Origin of the sequence: Pseudomonas sp. QLc11A (assembly GCF_052112305.1) — a bacterium.
Lineage (GTDB): Bacteria > Pseudomonadota > Gammaproteobacteria > Pseudomonadales > Pseudomonadaceae > Aquipseudomonas > Aquipseudomonas laurylsulfatiphila.
The window spans coordinates 311,428-328,720 of sequence record NZ_JAVAJJ010000002.1 but is presented as its reverse complement, the minus strand read 5'-3'; the positions used below and the strand labels follow the sequence as shown (position 1 = coordinate 328,720).

The following is a 17,293-nucleotide window of genomic DNA, read 5'->3' as shown; positions in this document are numbered from 1 at the left end:
GACTTTGCGAGGCGCGTATCCTCGCTGACCAGTCTGTCCAACAGTAAAAAGCGGAATGCCAAAATGTCTGATCTGAAAACTGCCGCTCTCGAATATCACGCCAATCCTCGTCCAGGGAAGCTGAGTGTCGAGCTCACCAAGGCCACTGCTACCGCTCGCGACCTGTCGCTGGCCTACAGCCCGGGCGTAGCCGAGCCAGTACGCGAGATCGCTCGCGATCCCGAGCTGGCCTACAAGTACACCGGCAAAGGCAACCTGGTTGCAGTCATTTCCGATGGCACCGCGATTCTCGGCCTGGGTAACCTCGGCCCATTGGCTTCCAAGCCAGTGATGGAAGGTAAAGGCGTACTGTTCAAGCGCTTCGCCGGCATCGACGTTTTTGACATCGAAGTCGACTCCGAAAGCCCGCAGGCCTTCATCGACACCGTCAAGCGCATCTCCATCACCTTCGGTGGCATCAACCTGGAAGACATCAAGGCACCCGAGTGCTTTGAAATCGAACGCGCTCTGATCGAGCAGTGCGACATTCCGGTATTCCACGATGACCAGCACGGCACCGCTATCGTGACCGCGGCCGGCATGATCAACGCCCTGGAAATCGCTGGCAAAACCCTGCCGGAAGCCAAGATCGTCTGCCTGGGTGCCGGCGCCGCCGCCATCTCCTGCATGAAGTTGCTGGTGAGCATGGGCGCCAACATCGAAAACATCTACATGGTCGACCGTACCGGTGTGATCCACTCCGGCCGTGACGACCTGAACCAGTACAAGGCTGTGTTCGCTCACGCGACCGACAAGCGCACCCTGGCTGACGCCCTGCAAGGCGCTGACGTGTTCGTTGGTCTGTCCGGCCCGAACCTGCTGAGTGCTGAAGGCCTGCTGTCGATGGCGCCGAACCCGATCGTGTTCGCGTGCTCCAACCCTGATCCGGAAATCTCCCCGGAACTGGCGCACGCCACCCGTAGCGACGTGATCATGGCGACCGGTCGTTCCGACTACCCGAACCAGGTCAACAACGTACTGGGCTTCCCGTTCATCTTCCGTGGTGCCCTGGACGTTCGCGCCAAGCGCATCAACGAAGAAATGAAAGTGGCTGCGGCCAACGCCCTGCGTGAACTGGCCAAGCTGCCAGTGCCTCAGGAAGTGTGCGACGCCTATGGCGGCATCAAGCTGGAATTCGGTCGTGAGTACATCATTCCGAAGCCAATGGATGCCCGTCTGATCACCCTGATCTCCGATGCCGTGGCTAAAGCCGCCATCGAGACCGGTGTGGCGACCCTGCCGTATCCGAAGAACTACCCGCTGAAAAGCGTGGATGACGTGTTCAACGGCTAAGCCGTTGTAACGCTTCAACGAAAAGCCCCGGCTTGCGAGAGTCGGGGCTTTTTCATTCCTGAAGGTTTTGTGTTGTCTGGTACGGCCTCTTCGCGGGCAAGCCCGCTCCCACAGGGTCGGTGGCGTACATAGTTTTTCTGTTCGACGCGAGCACTGTGGGAGCGGGCTTGCCCGCGAAGAGGCCGGACCTATCAATGCAAAACTTGCAGGCAAAAAAAGCCCCGCTCTTCTTTCGAAGGCGGGGCTTTTCATCATTGCTGTAATCAGAACAAATCGATTGGCGCTGCCTCGTCCGCTGGCAATGGACTGCCCGGCGCACTGCCGTTACCGAGCTCGTTGCCCGACGGCGGCGTATCTTCGGCCTTGAACAGCTCGAAGTAGGCGCCTGGCGTGCCCGGGCTGGCCGCGCGGCCGCTGACCGGGTCGACCCGCAGGCTCAGAAGGCCTTCCGGCTCCGCTTGCGTATGCGGCGGCTTGTCTTTGAGTGCTGCGCCCATGTAGTTCATCCAGATCGGCAGCGCGACGGTGCCGCCGAATTCCTTGCGGCCCAGGCTTTCCGGCTGGTCGAAACCGGTCCATACGGTGGTCACGTAATCGGCGTTGTAACCGGAGAACCAGGCGTCCTTGGATTCGTTGGTCGTACCGGTCTTGCCGGCGATGTCCGGGCGGCCCAGGGCCAGTGCGCGGCGACCGGTGCCGAGCTTGATCACGTCCTCAAGCATGCTGTTGAGGATGTACGTGGTGCGCCCGTCAACGATGCGTTCGGCCACGGCGGGTGCCTGTGGCGTCGGCGCAGCAGCGCCAGGGACTTCGCCCGGCGTTGCATTGACCGTGAAAGCTTGAGGCGCCGGTGCGGCAATGCCATCGCTGGCGGCGCCGCCCTTAGGCACGCTCGGCGGGTTGGCGACGAACAGCGTGTCGCCGTTGCGGCTTTCAATCCTGTCGATGATGTACGGGGTGATCTTGTAGCCGCCGTTGGCGAAGGTGCTCCAGCCGGTAGCGATCTCCATTGGCGTCAGGGTCGCGGTGCCCAGCGCCAGGGACAGGTTGGGTGGCAGGTCCTGTTTGTTGAAGCCGAAGCGAGCGATGTAGTCGATGGTCTTGCCAACGCCCATCGCTTGCAGCAAGCGGATCGACACCAGGTTGCGCGACTTGTACAGCGCTTCACGCAGGCGGATCGGACCGAGGAATGTGTTGGTGTCGTTTTTCGGCCGCCAGACTTTGTCCAGATACTCGTCGACGAACACGATCGGGGCATCGTTCACCAGGCTGGAGGCCGTGTAGCCGTTATCCAGTGCGGCGGCGTAGACGAACGGTTTGAAGCTCGAACCCGGCTGGCGCTTGGCCTGCAATGCGCGGTTGTAGTTGCTCTGCTCGAAGGCGAAACCGCCGACCAGGGCGCGAATGGCACCGTTCTGTGGATCCAGGGACACCAGCGCGCCTTGGGCCTGCGGGATCTGGCTGAACTTCAGCGAGTTATCCGGCTGACGCTGAACGCGAATCAGGTCGCCGACCTGGGCCACGTCCGAAGGCTGCTTCGGGTTGGCGCCCATGCTGTTGGTGTTCAGGAACGGACGGGCCCACTTCATGGTGTCCCAGCTGACGTGTTCCTGGCCGGTGCGGGTCAGCACCTGCAGGCCGCTCTTGTCGACCTGGGTCACGATGGCCGGTTCCAGGCCGCTGATGGTGCGTTGCTTGGTCAACTCGGTTACCCAGGCTTCACGCGTCTTGCCCGGAAGCCGCGACTCGGGGCCGCGATAGCCGTGGCGTTGATCGTAGGTCATCAGGCCTTCGTGGACTGCGGTGTTGGCCAGTTCCTGAAGGTCGCTCGGCACCGTGGTGGTGACGCGGAAGCCTTCGGTATACGCGTCGCTGCCATAACGCCCGACCATTTCGGCGCGGGCCATTTCGGCGATGTACGGCGCGTTCACTTCCGGAGTCGGTACGTGATAGCTGGCGTTCAGCGGCTCGTTGATCGCGGCGGTGTAGTCGGCCTCGCTGATTTTGCCGAGTTTGTACATGCGCCCCAGGATCCAGTCGCGACGCTCCTTGCTGCGCGCCGGGTTGGCCAGCGGGTTGAAGCGCGATGGTGCCTTCGGCAGGCCGGCAATCATTGCCATCTGCGCCAGGCTGACATCGCGGATCGATTTGCCGTAATAGACCTGCGCCGCCGCCTCGATGCCGTACGCACGGTTACCCAGGTAGATCTTGTTGACGTACAGCTCGAGGATCTCGTCCTTGGTCAGCTGTCGTTCGATCTGCAGGGCCAGCAGGATCTCGGTGGTCTTGCGCGAAAAGCTGCGTTCGCTGGTCAGGAAGAAGTTCTTCGCCACCTGCATGGTGATCGTGCTGCCACCGGACTGGATGTGTCCGCTTTTGATCAGTTGGGTCGCGGCACGCATCAGGCTGCTGGGATCGACGCCATAGTGGTTGGCGAAATTGTCGTCTTCAGCACTTAGTAACGCATTAATGAAATTGGGGGGAATGTCGGCGAAACGGATCGGTGTGCGGCGCATTTCGCCGAACTCTGCAATCAACTTGTTATCGCTGCTGTAGACCCGCAAAGGAATCTGCAACTGGATGCTTCTCAGCGCCTCCACGGACGGCAGCCCGGGACTAAGGTAGAGGTACGCCCCGCTCAGACCCAGAAGGAGTCCGCAGAAAACCGCGACGATGGACCAACCGAAAAACTTCAGCAGACGAATCAAGGCTTTTGGATATCCAGGGTAAAAATGAATTGGGCAACAGGGTTCAGGCTAAATGAGAACGACCCGCGCTTGAGCAAATGCGGAAAAAAACGCTGGGCATTATAAGCATTTTTCTGATCGGGAGCGCGGTTGGCGCTGCTGTCAAGACGGGCGGATTGAACGCAATGGACATTGCAGAGTCCGTAACTCACGGAAAGTCATAGGGAATTGGTAGTGCCAGGACTCTTCAACAAAAAATCCAGTACGCTCCTCGGAATCGATATCAGCTCTACCTCGGTAAAGCTTCTGGAATTGAGCTGTCAGGGCGAACGCTTCCGGGTCGAGGCTTATGCGGTCGAGCCTTTGCCCGTCGGCGCGGTGATCGAAAAGAACATCGCTGACCTCGAGGGCGTGGGGCTGGCCCTCGCGCGCGCGCTGACCAGGGCCAGAACCGGCCTCAAGGGTGTGGCCGTGGCTGTGGCAGGCTCGGCGGTGATCACCAAGATCATCGAGATGGATGCCGCTCTTTCCGAAGACGAAATGGAACGTCAGCTGAAGATCGAGGCGGATCAATATATTCCCTATCCCCTGGATGAAGTCGCGATCGACTTTGAAGTCCAGGGCACCTGCGCGCGCAACCCGGAGCGGGTCAACGTGCTGCTCGCGGCTTGCCGCAAGGAAAACGTCGAGGTCCGCGAGGCCGCCCTGGCTCTGGCTGGGCTGACCGCCCGCGTAGTCGATGTCGAGGCCTATGCACTGGAGCGTTCATTCGGGTTGCTGGCCAGTCGGCTTGCGGTTTCCAAGGAACCTTTGACGGTCGCAGTGGTGGATATCGGCGCCACCATGACCACCCTGAGCGTGCTGCACAACGGGCGGATTATCTACACCCGTGAGCAACTGTTCGGCGGTCGGCAGTTGACCGGGGAAATCCAGCGTCGCTATGGCCTGACGCTGGAGCAGGCGAGTCTGGCGCAAAGGAAGGGCGGCCTGCCGGAAGACTATGCCGGTGAGGTCTTGCAGCCATTTCAACAGGCACTGGTGCAGCAGGTGTCGCGTTCGTTGCAGTTCTTCTTTGCTGCCGGCCAGTACAGCGCCGTCGACCATATTCTGCTGGCCGGCGGTACCGCGTCGGTCCCGGGGCTGCCCCTTTTGATCGAGCAGCAATTGGGCACGCCGACCCTGATCGCGAACCCTTTTTCCGAAATGATGCTGGGCAGCAAGGTCAATGGTGCCGCCCTGGCGAGTGATGCCCCGGCGTTGATGATCGCCTGTGGTCTTGCCCTCAGGAGCTTCGACTGATGGCGCGGATCAACCTTTTACCCTGGCGCGAGGAGCGGCGTGAAGTTCGACGCAAACGCTTCCTGCTGGTCCTGGTGGCCGCTATGGCGGGTACGATGGGTGCGGTGCTGGTTGCCAACCAGGCCATCAGCCGTGCCATCGACCGGCAAATCGCCCGTAACGATTACATCGGCAGGCAAATCGCCGTGGTCGATGAGCGGATCACGCAGATCAATGATCTCAAGGAACGCCGCCAACAACTGATCGAGCGCATGCGCATCATTCAGAGCCTGCAGGACAACCGCCAAATCAGCGGGCGAATATTTGACCAGTTGGCGCGGGCACTGCCTGACGGTGTGTATTTCACCGAAGTGAGAATGACCGGAAAGACCTTGTCCATCACCGGTGCCGCGCAATCCAACAACCGTGTTTCAGACTTGATGCGCAACCTCGAAGCATCAGACTGGTTCGATGCGCCGAGCCTGACCGAAGTCAAGGCCGCAGCTGCCGGTCAGGTGGAGCAGGCCAACGTCTTCCAGTTGACCGTTCGCCAGACTCAACCCGCAGCACCGGAGGGAGGCAAATGAGCCTGTCCGAATGGTTCGAAGGGCTGCGCAAGATCGACATCAATGAGCTGGACACCAGCAACATGGGGGCCTGGCCGCCGGCGATCAAGTGTCTGGTGGCCGGTTTGCTGATGCTTGTGGTGCTGGCCTTGGGCTACAACTTTTCCACTCGCGACCTCGAGAGCCAGCTCGATCTGAAGCGTGAGGAAGAGTCGACGCTCAAGGAGCAGTTCGCCGGTAAAGCGCGCATGGCGGCGAATCTCGATCTCTACACCCAGCAGCTCAAAGAGATGGAGAGTGCTTTCGGTGTGCTGTTGCGACAACTGCCTGGCGACACCGAGGTGCCCGGCTTGCTGGAAGACATCACGCGTACAGGTCTGGGCAGTGGCCTGGAGTTCGAGGAGATCAAGTTGCTGCCGGAGGTCGCCCAGCCGTTCTACATCGAGTTGCCGATCCAGATCATGGTCACCGGGGGGTACCACGACCTGGCCACCTTCGTCAGTGGCGTGGCCGGGTTGCCGCGAATCGTCACCTTGCACGATTTCGACCTTGCCCCCGTCAGTCCACAGGGGGCTCCGAAACTGCGCTTGAGCATCCTCGCCAAGACCTACCGCTACAACGAAACGGGGCGACATCAATGACCCCGGCGCGTTGTATTCCGATGGTGCTGTTGCTGTCTGTTCTGTCCGGTTGTGGCGCTGGCGATGACTACAGCGATCTGGACGCCTACCTGAGCGAAATACGCCTGCGCGGGCCGGGCAGTATTGAACCAACGCCGGTATTCCGGTCTTACCCGACATTCACCTACGACGCAGCGAACCTGCGCAGTCCGTTTTCACCACAGGTCAGCACTGATCTGGCGGCCCATCGGCGGGGTTCGCGCAACGTCAAGCCCGACCCTGACCGGGTCAGGCAATACCTCGAAGGTTTCAACATCGAGCAGTTTGAAATGGTCGGCACCCTTTCCAATGCGACAGGTTCCTTTGCCCTGTTGCGCGGGGCGGGTGGCGTTCACCGCCTGAAGGTCGGTGATTACCTGGGGCGTAACGACGGACGAATCGTTGCGATCAGTGGTTCGCAAGTCGATGTGGTTGAAATTGTCCCTGATGGTCAGGGTGCGTGGCTGGAGCGTCCCCGGACCATCCCTTTGAAAGAGCACTCATAGTGGAACCCGAATAATGAACAGGATTTTCTCCGCCTTCGGCCTTTCGCTATGGATAGCGATGTTGTCGCCGATGGTACAAGCGGCCAATCTCAAGGCGCTGGATGTCGCTGCGCTGCCGGGAGACCGGGTCGAGTTGAAGTTGTCGTTCGATGCGCCGCCCCCGTTGCCTCAGGGCTACATGACTGAGTCGCCGGCCCGGATTGCGCTGGATTTGCCGGGTGTCGTCAGTCAGTTGGCCAGCAAGACTCGCGATCTCGGTAGTGGAAATGCCCGTAGTGCAACGGTGGTGGAGGCCGGGGGGCGTATGCGATTGATCATCAACCTGGCTCAGTCGGCCCCGTACGACTCGCGAATTGAAGGCAACAATTTGCTGGTGGTTGTCGGGCAGGGTGTCAAACCGTCGACACCCAGGCCGGCGGCCCCGGCAATGCCGGCACGCACCGCTGCGACGCCAGGCAAGGCCATTCGGGGTGTGGATTTTCAGCGAGGGACGCAGGGCGAGGGCAACGTGGTGATCGACTTGTCGGACCCATCGATTGCGCCCGACATACAACAGCGCGAGGGCAAGATTATTGTCGGGTTTGCCAAAACCCGATTGCCCGAGCCGTTGCGCGTGCGTCTGGATGTGAAGGATTTCGCCACCCCCGTGCAGTTCGTCAAGGCCAGCGCGAGCGGCGATCGAGCCATCATCAGCATCGAGCCCGGTGGTGCGTTCGATTACTCGACCTATCAGACCGACAGCAAGCTCACGGTCAGCGTTCGCCCGGCGACGGTCGACGACCTGCAAAAGCGCAATGTCGGGCCACAGGCTTACAGCGGCGAGAAGCTTTCGCTGAACTTCCAGGACATCGATGTGCGGTCGGTGCTGCAATTGATCGCCGATTTCACCAACCTCAATCTGGTGGCCAGCGATACGGTGCAGGGTGGCATCACGTTGCGCCTGCAGAACGTGCCGTGGGATCAGGCGCTGGATCTGGTGCTGAGAACCAAGGGGCTGGACAAGCGCAAGGTCGGTAATGTCCTGCTTGTTGCGCCGGCCGATGAAATTGCTGCCCGTGAGCGACAGGAACTGGAATCACAAAAGCAGATTGCCGATCTGGCGCCGTTGCGCCGGGAACTGTTGCAGGTGAATTACGCCAAGGCGGCGGACATCGCCAAGCTCTTCCAGTCGGTGACCAGTGCCGAAGCGAAACCCGACGAGCGGGGGTCGATCACTGTCGACGAGCGCACCAACAACATCATTGCCTACCAGACCCAGGACCGGCTTGATGAGCTGCGCAGGATCGTCACGCAGCTGGATATCCCTGTGCGTCAGGTCATGATCGAGGCGCGCATTGTCGAAGCCAACGTCGACTATGACAAAAGCCTCGGGGTGCGCTGGGGCGGATCGATACAGAACCGGGGCAACTGGAACACCTCCGGTGTCAGCAATGGACTCAACGGGTCATCGACCATCGGCACGCCCGGCAGTACCAGCACAAACTCGCCGTTCGTCGACATGGGCGTAGCCAATAACACCTCGGGAATCGGCATCGCGTTCATCACCGATAACGTCTTGCTGGACCTGGAACTGACGGCCATGGAGAAAACCGGCAACGGGGAAATCGTCTCGCAACCCAAGGTGGTCACGTCCGACAAGGAAACCGCCAAGATCCTCAAGGGCACCGAGATTCCCTATCAGGAGGCCAGTTCCAGTGGCGCGACTTCGGTGTCGTTCAAGGAGGCGTCGCTGTCGCTGGAGGTGACGCCGCAGATCACGCCCGACAACCGGATCATCATGGAGGTCAAGGTGACCAAGGACGAGCCGGACTACCTGAACAAGGTCCAGGATGTACCGCCGATCAAGAAAAACGAGGTCAACGCCAAGGTCCTGGTCAACGATGGCGAGACCATCGTCATTGGCGGCGTTTTCTCAAATACTCAGAGCAAGGTCGTAGATAAGGTGCCATTTCTTGGCGATGTGCCGTATCTTGGCCGCCTTTTCCGGCGTGATGTGGTTTCGGAGAAAAAATCCGAGCTGTTGGTATTCCTCACTCCGCGTATCATGAATAATCAGGCGATTGCTGTGAGTCATTGATTCTGTGCGAAATTTGATTCTTGTAGGACCGATGGGTGCTGGAAAAAGCACCATCGGCCGGTTGCTGGCCAAAGAGCTGCGCCTGCCATTCAAAGATTCCGATAAGGAAATTGAATTGCGCACGGGCGCCAATATCCCTTGGATCTTCGATAAAGAAGGCGAACCGGGCTTTCGTGATCGCGAGCAGGCAATGATTGCCGAGCTGTGCGATTACGACGGAGTGGTGCTGGCGACAGGTGGTGGCGCGGTCATGCGCGAAGCCAATCGTCGGGCACTGCATGCCGGTGGGCGGGTGGTTTATCTGCATGCCTCGGTCGAGCAGCAGGTCGGCCGCACGGCCCGTGACCGCAATCGGCCATTGTTGCGTACTGCCGATCCGGCCAAGACCCTTCGGGATCTGTTGGCGATCCGCGATCCGCTTTACCGGGAAATTGCCGACCTGGTGGTCGAAACCGATGAGCGACCGCCGCGAATGGTCGTACTCGACATTCTAGAGCGCCTGCAGCAGTTGCCACCCCGTTAAAGCGCCGCGCGAAATGCGCTATCCTCGGCGTTTGGCCATGACCGCTCAAGGTTGTGGCAGATGGCTACCGAACGGCGTCATACCAGCAGATGCCGTGGATATTCGTTAACTCAAGGCAGGACGCCTGATTCATCTTCACTGTGGGGACACATGCAGACACTCAAGGTCGATCTAGGCGAGCGCAGCTACCCGATTCATATTGGCGAAGGTTTGTTGGATCAGCCTGAGCTGCTGGCCCCGCACATTCGCGGACGGCAAGTGGCGATCGTCTCCAACGAGACTGTTGCACCGCTCTATCTTGAGCGTCTGACCCGCAGCCTGGCGCAGTACTCGGTGATTTCCGTGGTGCTGCCCGACGGTGAAGCCTTCAAGACCTGGGAAACCCTGCAGCTGATTTTCGACGGTCTGCTGACCGCGCGGCATGACCGCCGCACCACGGTGATCGCCCTCGGTGGCGGAGTGATCGGTGACATGGCCGGCTTTGCCGCCGCCTGCTACCAGCGCGGCGTCGATTTCATCCAGGTTCCGACCACGCTGCTGTCGCAGGTCGACTCCTCGGTGGGCGGCAAGACCGGGATCAACCATCCGCTGGGCAAGAACATGGTCGGCGCCTTCTATCAGCCGAACGTGGTGCTGATCGATACCGCCAGCCTCAATACCCTGCCGGCGCGCGAACTGTCCGCCGGTCTGGCCGAAGTCATCAAGTACGGGCTGATCTGTGATGAGCCGTTCCTGACCTGGCTCGAAGACAACGTCGACCGCCTGCGCAATCTGGACCAGCAAGCCCTGACCTATGCCATCGAGCGCTCTTGCGCGGCCAAGGCGGCGGTGGTCGGTGCCGATGAGAAAGAGACGGGCGTTCGTGCCACGTTGAACCTGGGCCACACTTTTGGCCACGCCATCGAAACCCACATGGGCTATGGTGTCTGGCTACATGGAGAAGCGGTGGCTGCCGGTACCGTGATGGCGCTGGAAATGTCCGCGCGACTGGGTTGGATCAGCGAGCAGGAGCGTGATCGCGGCATTCGTCTGTTCCAGCGTGCAGGGCTGCCGGTCATTCCGCCAGAAGAGATGACAGAAGCCGATTTCCTCGAACATATGTCCATTGATAAAAAAGTGATCGACGGTCGTTTGCGCCTGGTGCTGCTGCGCCACATGGGTGAAGCGGTGGTGACCGACGATTATCCGAAAGAGGTTCTACAGGCCACGCTGGGGGCAGACTACCGCGCCCTGGCTCAGCTTAAAGGTTAATAAGAACACGATGACTAGTTTGCATGCCGACGAGGCTTTCCTCGGCCATTACCAGTTGAGTCATGACCCTTTTGCTCCACGGGTGCCTGGCTTCAAATTTTTCCCGGCCCAGCGCAAACCCGTGCTGGGGCAGTTGCATCACCTGGCCCGCTACAGTCAACTGCTGCTGGTGGTCACCGGTCCCGAGGGCAGTGGCAAGACCCTGCTGCGTCAAGCCCTGGTCGCCAGCACCAACAAGCAGTCGGTACAAAGCGTGGTGGTGTCCGCCCGTGGCGCCGGTGATGCGGCCGGTGTGCTGCGTCAGGTGGCCCAGGCGCTGAATGTCGCCCAGGCGGATGCCGACGCTATTCTGGCCCAGGTGGTGCAGCTTGCGCTCACCGGGCAGGAAGTCTATTTGCTGGTCGATGACGCCGAACAGCTCGATGAGTCCGCCCTTGAGGTTCTGATGGTCCTGGCGGCCGGCGCGCCTGAAGGTCGCCCGCATGTGTTCCTGTTCGGCGAGACCTCGATGATCGCTCAGCTTGAGGCTTTGCATCTCGAGGAAGAGCGATTCCATGTCATCGAACTGCAGCCCTATACCGAGGACGAAACCCGCGAGTATCTGGAGCAGCGGCTCGAGGGCGCTGGCCGCGGCATCGAACTTTTCACCGCGAATCAGATCTCTGATATTCACGAAAGCTCCGAAGGTTGGCCTGGCAGCATCAATCAGGTCGCCCGCGATGCAATGATCGAAGCCATGATCGCCAGCCGCTCTGCGGTCAAGCGTCCAAAAATGGGGTTCAATATGCCGAAGAAACACGTATTGGCGATTTCCGCCGTTGTCGTGGTTGCGGTAGCTGCCGCCTGGATGATGCCGGGTCGCAACAAGGCACCAACCACCGGTGCGCCGGCCAATGAACAGGCGCAACTGCCGCTTGGCCAGGGCCAGCCGACCGCGAATGGCGGTGCTCCGGCCGTCGAATTCGCCGGCAACACGCAGCCGATGCCGTTGCCGTTGGTCGGTAACTCGCAACCGGTCATGCGCGCCCCGCTGGCTGAAGCCGCAGGCGGCATTACCGAAGGCGACGACGGCGTTCCGGTTGAAGGCTCCAGCGCCACACCGCCGACGGTGACCACCACGGCGCCGCCTGTGGGCGTTCCTGCCGGCCCTGCGCCGACGCCGGCGGCCAAGCCGACACCTGCGCCGGCACCTGCGCCGACTCAGGTCGCCACCGCCAAGCCAGCCCCTGCTCCAGTGGCCAAGCCTGCTCCAGCGCCAGCCAAGCCAGCCGTTGCTGCGGCGGCCAAGCCTGCCGAGAAACCGGCTCCGGCGGCCAAGGCTGCTGGCGGCACCTGGTACGCCGGTCAGGCTCCGGGCAACTACGTGGTGCAAATCCTCGGCACCAGCTCCGAAACGGCCGCACAAAGCTTCGTCAAGGAGCAGGGCGGCGAGTACCGCTATTTCAAGAAAGTCCTCAATGGCAAGCCGCTCTACGTGATCACCTACGGCAACTTCGCCAATCGTGATGCAGCCGTTTCCGCCATCAAGGCCTTGCCAGCGAAGGTTCAGGCTGGTAAACCTTGGCCTCGCACTGTCGCCAGCGTCCAACAGGAACTGGCAACAACTCGCTGAAGATTCGGCGGCCTTACCCAGGCCGCCTCTCCAAGCACCTCAAAATTTCTACAAGTGCGCGCAACCTTCCGGGCTGCGTGCCTTGTGGTGTCTGCGTCACAGTAGTCTTTGAGTCGTTGCGGTCAAAATTAAAAAAGTTTTGACTAGCACAGCAGATCGCTTTAAACCTTTCACAAATGCGACATGGATTTGCGACATTTCGTCGTCAAATTTGTGAGGCCAAGTGTCGGTGTGTACAATGACCTCCCTTTTGTCCCCGCAAAGCTGGCGTACGTTCGGCGCGGATGGCAAGTGGTTGAATTGAAAAGAAATTTGCCTCGATCAGAGGCAGCCTGGTGAGAAAGTGTCTATGAAAGCAGGTCTGTACCAACCAGATGAATTCAAGGATAACTGTGGTTTCGGCCTGATAGCCCATATGCAGGGCGAGCCCAGTCATACCCTTTTGCAAACGGCCATCGAGGCCCTGACCTGCATGACCCACCGCGGTGGGATTAATGCCGACGGCAAGACCGGTGACGGTTGCGGTCTGCTGATTCAAAAGCCGGACGTGTTCCTGCGAGCCATCGCCCAGGAAACCTTCGGCGTCGAAATGCCCAAGCAATATGCGGTGGGCATGGTCTTCTTCAACCAGGACCCGGTCAAAGCCGAAGCCGCTCGCGAGAACATGAACCGCGAGATCCTGGCCGCCGGCCTGCAACTGGTCGGCTGGCGCAAAGTGCCGATCGACACCAGCGTCCTCGGCCGCCTGGCCCTTGAGCGCCTGCCGCAGATCGAGCAAGTGTTCATCGGCGGTGAAGGCCTGAGCGACCAGGACATGGCCGTCAAGCTGTTCACCTCCCGTCGTCGCTCGTCCGTGGCCAACGCCGCCGACACCGACCACTACGTCTGCAGCTTTTCGCACAAGACCATCATTTACAAAGGCCTGATGATGCCGGCGGACTTGACCGCCTTCTATCCGGACCTGAGCGATGAGCGCCTGCAAACGTCGATTTGCGTGTTCCACCAGCGCTTCTCCACCAACACCCTGCCGAAATGGCCGCTGGCTCAACCGTTCCGCTTCCTGGCGCACAACGGCGAGATCAACACCATCACCGGCAACCGCAACTGGGCCGTGGCCCGTCGCACCAAGTTCACCAACGACCTGATGGACCTGGAAGAGCTCGGCCCGCTGGTCAACCGCGTGGGTTCGGACTCCTCGAGCATGGACAACATGCTGGAGCTGATGGTCACCGGTGGCATCGACCTGTTCCGTGGCGTGCGGATGATCATTCCGCCAGCGTGGCAGAACGTCGAGACCATGGACCCGGATCTGCGTGCGTTCTACGAATACAACTCGATGCACATGGAACCGTGGGACGGCCCGGCTGGCGTGGTAATGACCGACGGTCGCTACGCGGTGTGCCTGCTCGACCGTAACGGTCTGCGTCCGGCGCGTTGGGTCACCACCAAGAACGGTTTCATCACCCTGGCTTCGGAAATCGGTGTCTGGAACTACCAGCCTGAAGATGTGATCGCCAAGGGCCGCGTAGGCCCGGGCCAGATCTTTGCCGTGGACACCGAAACCGGCCAGATCCTCGACACCGATGCGATCGACAACCGTCTGAAGTCCCGTCATCCGTACAAGCAATGGCTGCGCAAGAATGCCCTGCGCATCCAGGCGACCATGGAAGACAACGACCACGGCTCGGCGTTCTACGACGTCGACCAGCTCAAGCAATACATGAAGATGTACCAGGTCACGTTCGAAGAGCGCGACCAGGTGCTGCGTCCACTCGGCGAACAGGGCTACGAAGCCGTGGGCTCGATGGGCGACGATACGCCGATGGCCGTGCTGTCCCAGCGCGTGCGCACGCCGTACGACTATTTCCGCCAGCAGTTCGCGCAGGTCACCAACCCGCCGATCGACCCGCTGCGCGAAGCCATCGTCATGTCGCTGGAAATCTGCCTCGGTGCCGAGCGCAACATTTTCCAGGAGTCGCCGGAACACGCCTCGCGCGTGATCCTCAGCTCGCCGGTCATTTCCCCGGCCAAGTGGCGCTCGCTGATGAACCTCGATCGTCCGGGCTTCGAGCGCGCGATCATCGATCTGAACTACGACGAAAGCGTCGGCCTCGAAGCGGCCATCCGCAACGTCGCCGATCAGGCCGAAGAAGCCGTGCGCGCCGGTCGTACCCAGGTTGTGCTGAGTGACCGTCACATAGCCCCGGGCAAGTTGCCGATCCACGCTTCGCTCGCCACCGGTGCGGTGCACCACCGCCTGACCGAAAAAGGCCTGCGCTGCGACTCCAACATCCTGGTGGAAACCGCGACCGCTCGCGATCCGCATCACTTCGCCGTGTTGATCGGTTTCGGTGCCTCTGCCGTTTATCCGTTCCTGGCTTATGAAGTGCTGGGTGACCTGATCCGTACCGGTGAAGTACTGGGCGACCTCTATGAGGTGTTCAAGAACTACCGTAAAGGCATCACCAAGGGCCTGCTCAAGATCCTGTCGAAGATGGGCATCTCGACCATTACTTCGTACCGCGGTGCGCAGCTGTTCGAGGCCATCGGCCTGTCCGAGGAAGTCTGCAACCTGAGCTTCCGTGGCGTGCCGAGTCGCATCAAGGGTGCGCGTTTCGTCGACATCGAAGCCGAGCAGAAGGCCCTGGCCACCGAAGCCTGGAGTCCGCGCAAGCCGATCCAGCAAGGCGGCCTGCTGAAGTTCGTCCACGGTGGCGAATATCACGCGTACAACCCGGACGTGGTCAACACCCTGCAGGCCGCTGTGCAGCAGGGCGACTACAGCAAGTTCAAGGAATACACCTCGCTGGTGGACAACCGCCCGGTGTCGATGATCCGCGACCTGCTGAAAGTCAAAACCCTCGACACTCCGTTGGATATGAGCGAGATCGAACCGCTGGAATCGGTGCTCAAACGCTTCGACTCCGCCGGTATCTCCCTGGGCGCCCTGTCGCCGGAAGCTCACGAAGCCCTGGCCGAAGCCATGAACCGCCTCGGTGCGCGTTCCAACTCCGGCGAAGGCGGCGAAGACCCGGCGCGCTACGGCACCATCAAGAGCTCGAAAATCAAGCAGGTTGCCACTGGCCGATTCGGTGTGACTCCGGAATACCTGGTCAACGCTGAAGTGCTGCAGATCAAGGTCGCCCAAGGCGCCAAGCCGGGCGAGGGCGGTCAACTGCCGGGCGGTAAAGTGAACGGTCTGATCGCCAAGCTGCGTTACGCAGTGCCGGGCGTGACCCTGATCTCGCCTCCACCGCACCACGACATCTACTCGATCGAAGACTTGTCGCAGCTGATTTTCGACCTGAAACAAGTCAACCCGAAAGCGCTGGTCTCGGTGAAGCTGGTAGCGGAAGCGGGCGTCGGCACCATCGCCGCCGGTGTGGCCAAGGCCTACGCGGACCTGATCACCATCTCCGGCTACGACGGTGGCACCGGTGCATCGCCGCTGACCTCGATCAAGTACGCGGGCGCGCCGTGGGAGCTCGGCCTGGCGGAAACCCACCAGACCCTGCGCGGCAACGACCTGCGCGGCAAAGTTCGGGTGCAGACCGACGGCGGCCTGAAAACCGGCCTCGACGTGATCAAGGCGGCCATCCTCGGCGCTGAAAGCTTCGGCTTCGGCACCGCGCCGATGATCGCCCTGGGCTGCAAATACCTGCGCATCTGCCACCTGAACAACTGCGCCACCGGCGTCGCGACCCAGAACGAGAAGCTGCGCAAGGACCACTACATTGGTACCGTCGACATGGTGGTGAACTTCTTCACCTACGTCGCCGAAGAAACCCGTGAGTGGCTGGCCAAGCTGGGCGTGCGTTCCCTCGAGGAGCTGATCGGCCGTACCGATCTGCTGGAAGTCCTCGAAGGCCAGACCGCCAAGCAGCATCACCTCGACCTGACTCCGTTGCTGGGCAGCGACCACGTGCCGGCGGACAAACCGCAGTTCTGTGGCGTAGACCGCAACCCGCCGTTCGACAAAGGCCTGCTGGCCGAGAAAATGGTCGACATGGCCACCTCGGCGATCAACGACCTGAGCGGCGCTGAATTCGCCCTGGATATCTGCAACTGCGACCGTTCCATTGGTGCACGGATCTCCGGCGAAATCGCGCGCAAGCACGGCAACCAGGGCATGGCCAATGCGCCAATCACCTTCCGCTTCAAGGGCACCGCGGGCCAGAGTTTCGGTGTGTGGAACGCCGGCGGCCTGAACATGTATCTGGAAGGCGACGCCAACGACTACGTCGGCAAGGGCATGACCGGCGGCAAGCTGGTGATCGTGCCGCCGAAGGGTAGCGTCTACCGCACCCAGGACAGTGCCATCATCGGCAACACCTGCCTGTACGGCGCTACCGGCGGCAAGCTGTTCGCCGCTGGCACCGCGGGCGAGCGCTTCGCCGTGCGTAACTCCGGTGCCCACACCGTGGTGGAAGGCACTGGCGATCACTGCTGCGAGTACATGACCGGTGGTTTCGTCTGCGTGTTGGGCAAGACCGGTTATAACTTCGGCTCTGGCATGACCGGTGGTTTCGCCTATGTGCTCGACCAGGACAACAGTTTCGTTGACCGGGTCAACCACGAACTGGTGGAAATCCAGCGGATCAGCGGCGAGGCGATGGAAGCCTACCGTAGCCACCTGCAACGCGTGCTGAACGAGTACGTCGAGGAGACCGACAGCGAGTGGGGTCGTGAACTCGCCGAGAACCTCGATGATTACGTGCGCCGTTTCTGGCTGGTCAAGCCCAAGGCTGCCAGCCTGAAATCGTTGCTTTCCAGCACCCGTGCCAACCCGCAGTGATATGCGC

The 17,293-nt window shown here is 60.8% G+C and carries 11 protein-coding genes; 10 read left to right on the top strand and 1 reads right to left on the bottom strand.

Features of this window, described 5'->3' with window-relative positions; genetic code table 11:
* The first annotated feature begins 63 nt into the window (after positions 1-63).
* Complete coding sequence (locus Q8X48_RS04335) at positions 64-1,332, top strand: malic enzyme-like NAD(P)-binding protein (protein WP_008047852.1); 1,269 nt, start codon at positions 64-66, stop codon at positions 1,330-1,332.
* Positions 1,333-1,595: 263 nt separating this feature from the next.
* Here the strand turns inward: Q8X48_RS04335 and Q8X48_RS04330 are convergent, their stop codons facing one another.
* Positions 1,596-4,037 carry a penicillin-binding protein 1A gene (locus tag Q8X48_RS04330; RefSeq protein ID WP_407799904.1) on the bottom strand — a complete coding sequence of 814 codons (2,442 nt, stop codon included), beginning with the start codon at positions 4,035-4,037 and terminating at the stop codon, positions 1,596-1,598.
* A gap of 216 nt (positions 4,038-4,253) precedes the next feature.
* Here Q8X48_RS04330 and Q8X48_RS04325 point away from each other — a divergent pair, with 216 nt between their 5' ends.
* The 9 genes from Q8X48_RS04325 to gltB all read left to right on the top strand — a co-directional run bounded on the left by Q8X48_RS04325 (position 4,254) and on the right by gltB (position 17,286).
* Positions 4,254-5,318: a pilus assembly protein PilM gene (locus Q8X48_RS04325; RefSeq protein WP_407799793.1), complete on the top strand. Its 1,065-nt coding sequence runs from the start codon at positions 4,254-4,256 to the stop codon at positions 5,316-5,318.
* Positions 5,318-5,884: a PilN domain-containing protein gene (locus Q8X48_RS04320; RefSeq protein ID WP_407799792.1), complete on the top strand. Its 567-nt coding sequence runs from the start codon at positions 5,318-5,320 to the stop codon at positions 5,882-5,884. The genes Q8X48_RS04325 and Q8X48_RS04320 overlap by 1 nt, the downstream gene beginning before the upstream one ends.
* A complete protein-coding gene (gene pilO / locus Q8X48_RS04315; RefSeq protein ID WP_407799791.1) occupies positions 5,881-6,504 on the top strand; it encodes a type 4a pilus biogenesis protein PilO in 624 nt (207 codons plus the stop codon). The genes Q8X48_RS04320 and pilO overlap by 4 nt, the downstream gene beginning before the upstream one ends.
* Entirely contained in the window at positions 6,501-7,028 is a 528-nt protein-coding gene (locus Q8X48_RS04310; RefSeq protein ID WP_407799790.1) for a pilus assembly protein PilP, read from the top strand. Before pilO ends, Q8X48_RS04310 begins: the two co-directional genes overlap by 4 nt.
* A 13-nt stretch (positions 7,029-7,041) precedes the next feature.
* Positions 7,042-9,105, top strand: coding sequence for a type IV pilus secretin PilQ (pilQ, locus tag Q8X48_RS04305; RefSeq protein ID WP_407799789.1), 2,064 nt, complete (start codon positions 7,042-7,044; stop codon positions 9,103-9,105).
* Between the two features lie 4 nt (positions 9,106-9,109).
* Positions 9,110-9,628 (top strand): shikimate kinase AroK, encoded by a 519-nt coding sequence (gene aroK / locus Q8X48_RS04300; protein ID WP_015093141.1) that lies wholly within the window; start codon positions 9,110-9,112, stop codon positions 9,626-9,628.
* Between the two features lie 150 nt (positions 9,629-9,778).
* On the top strand, positions 9,779-10,879 hold the full coding sequence (gene aroB, locus Q8X48_RS04295) for a 3-dehydroquinate synthase (RefSeq protein ID WP_015093142.1): 1,101 nt from the start codon (positions 9,779-9,781) through the stop codon (positions 10,877-10,879).
* Between the two features lie 10 nt (positions 10,880-10,889).
* Complete coding sequence (locus tag Q8X48_RS04290) at positions 10,890-12,491, top strand: AAA family ATPase (protein ID WP_126048789.1); 1,602 nt, start codon at positions 10,890-10,892, stop codon at positions 12,489-12,491.
* A gap of 349 nt (positions 12,492-12,840) precedes the next feature.
* Positions 12,841-17,286: a glutamate synthase large subunit gene (gene gltB / locus Q8X48_RS04285; RefSeq protein ID WP_015093144.1), complete on the top strand. Its 4,446-nt coding sequence runs from the start codon at positions 12,841-12,843 to the stop codon at positions 17,284-17,286.
* Positions 17,287-17,293 lie beyond the last annotated feature (7 nt).